The organism is Moorena sp. SIO4A1 (assembly GCF_010672065.1).
Classification (GTDB): domain Bacteria; phylum Cyanobacteriota; class Cyanobacteriia; order Cyanobacteriales; family Coleofasciculaceae; genus Moorena.
The window spans coordinates 1-1,044 of sequence record NZ_JAAHHX010001053.1 but is presented as its reverse complement, the minus strand read 5'-3'; the positions used below and the strand labels follow the sequence as shown (position 1 = coordinate 1,044).

At 44.5% G+C, this 1,044-nt stretch carries 1 protein-coding gene; it reads right to left on the bottom strand.

The features are described 5' to 3' along the window. Positions 1–251 precede the first annotated feature (251 nt). Positions 252–1,044: 8-oxo-dGTP diphosphatase MutT (gene mutT / locus F6K53_RS45200; protein ID WP_293087700.1), on the bottom strand; the 793-nt coding region annotated here is incomplete at its 5' end.

The following is a 1,044-nucleotide window of genomic DNA, read 5'->3' as shown; positions in this document are numbered from 1 at the left end:
GGGTGGCAGTTGTTTTCACTTCACCTTACCGATTTATCGATAGGAAATGGTGTTGAAGGTACAAGCTTTAAGGTTTAAAGCGCTTTATCAGTTGAATCGATCAGGTAATCGCGCTTTACTGCATCTAATAATTATGAGAAGCGAGCTAAGCTACTATCAGTAAGCTACTATCAGGGATTCAGTCTCAGAGTTCCAAAAGTTAAATGCGAGAAACCTTAGCTGACACTTTACCCACAACTAGCAGTGACACTTCATACTTCATACTTTCTCCCCTCTTGAGAGCGCAAAGCCGCAATAATCTGAGTATTGGCTTTGGGGAAGGGAAACTGATCTACTTCATCTAAGGTGACCCAGCGAATCTCATCACATTCAATAGGTTGCGGAACACCACTGAGATGGCGACAGTGGTGTACACTTAGCACAACGCGAAAGTGGCTGTAGGCGTGATTGATTGTGATCAGGTGTTCCCCAACCTCAATCTCAATGCCCAATTCTTCCTGAATTTCTCGTTTAATACATTCCGGAACAGTTTCACCAAGCTCAATTTTGCCACCAGGAAACTCCCAAAGACCACCCAATAAGCCTTTTGCAGGTCGGCGGTCGATTAGAATTTGTCCCTGGTCGTTCCAGATTACAGCGACACCGATATTTTTTGTGGGTAGGGGAGAAGATGGTTCACGCATAGGTATTTCAGATTGAATCCCATGATTGTAAGCCTGACAGTAAGATTTCCAGGGACAATCAGGGCAATTGGGAGTTTTCCGAGTACAGATAGTTGCTCCCAAATCCATTATTCCTTGGTTAAACTCTCGGGGATGTTGATGATCCAGTAAGGCTTCTGATAGCTTCCATAATTGTTGAGTGGCTTTGGCAGGTGGTATCGGCAATGCTACCAATCGTGCTAGTACTCGTTTAACATTACCATCGAGAATAGGCACTGGCTGATTGAAGGCAGCGCTTAGAATACCACCTGCTGTTGTTTTACCAATTCCTGATAAGGCTAAAACCTGGCTCAGCTCTTGGGGAAAAACACCACCATGAGAC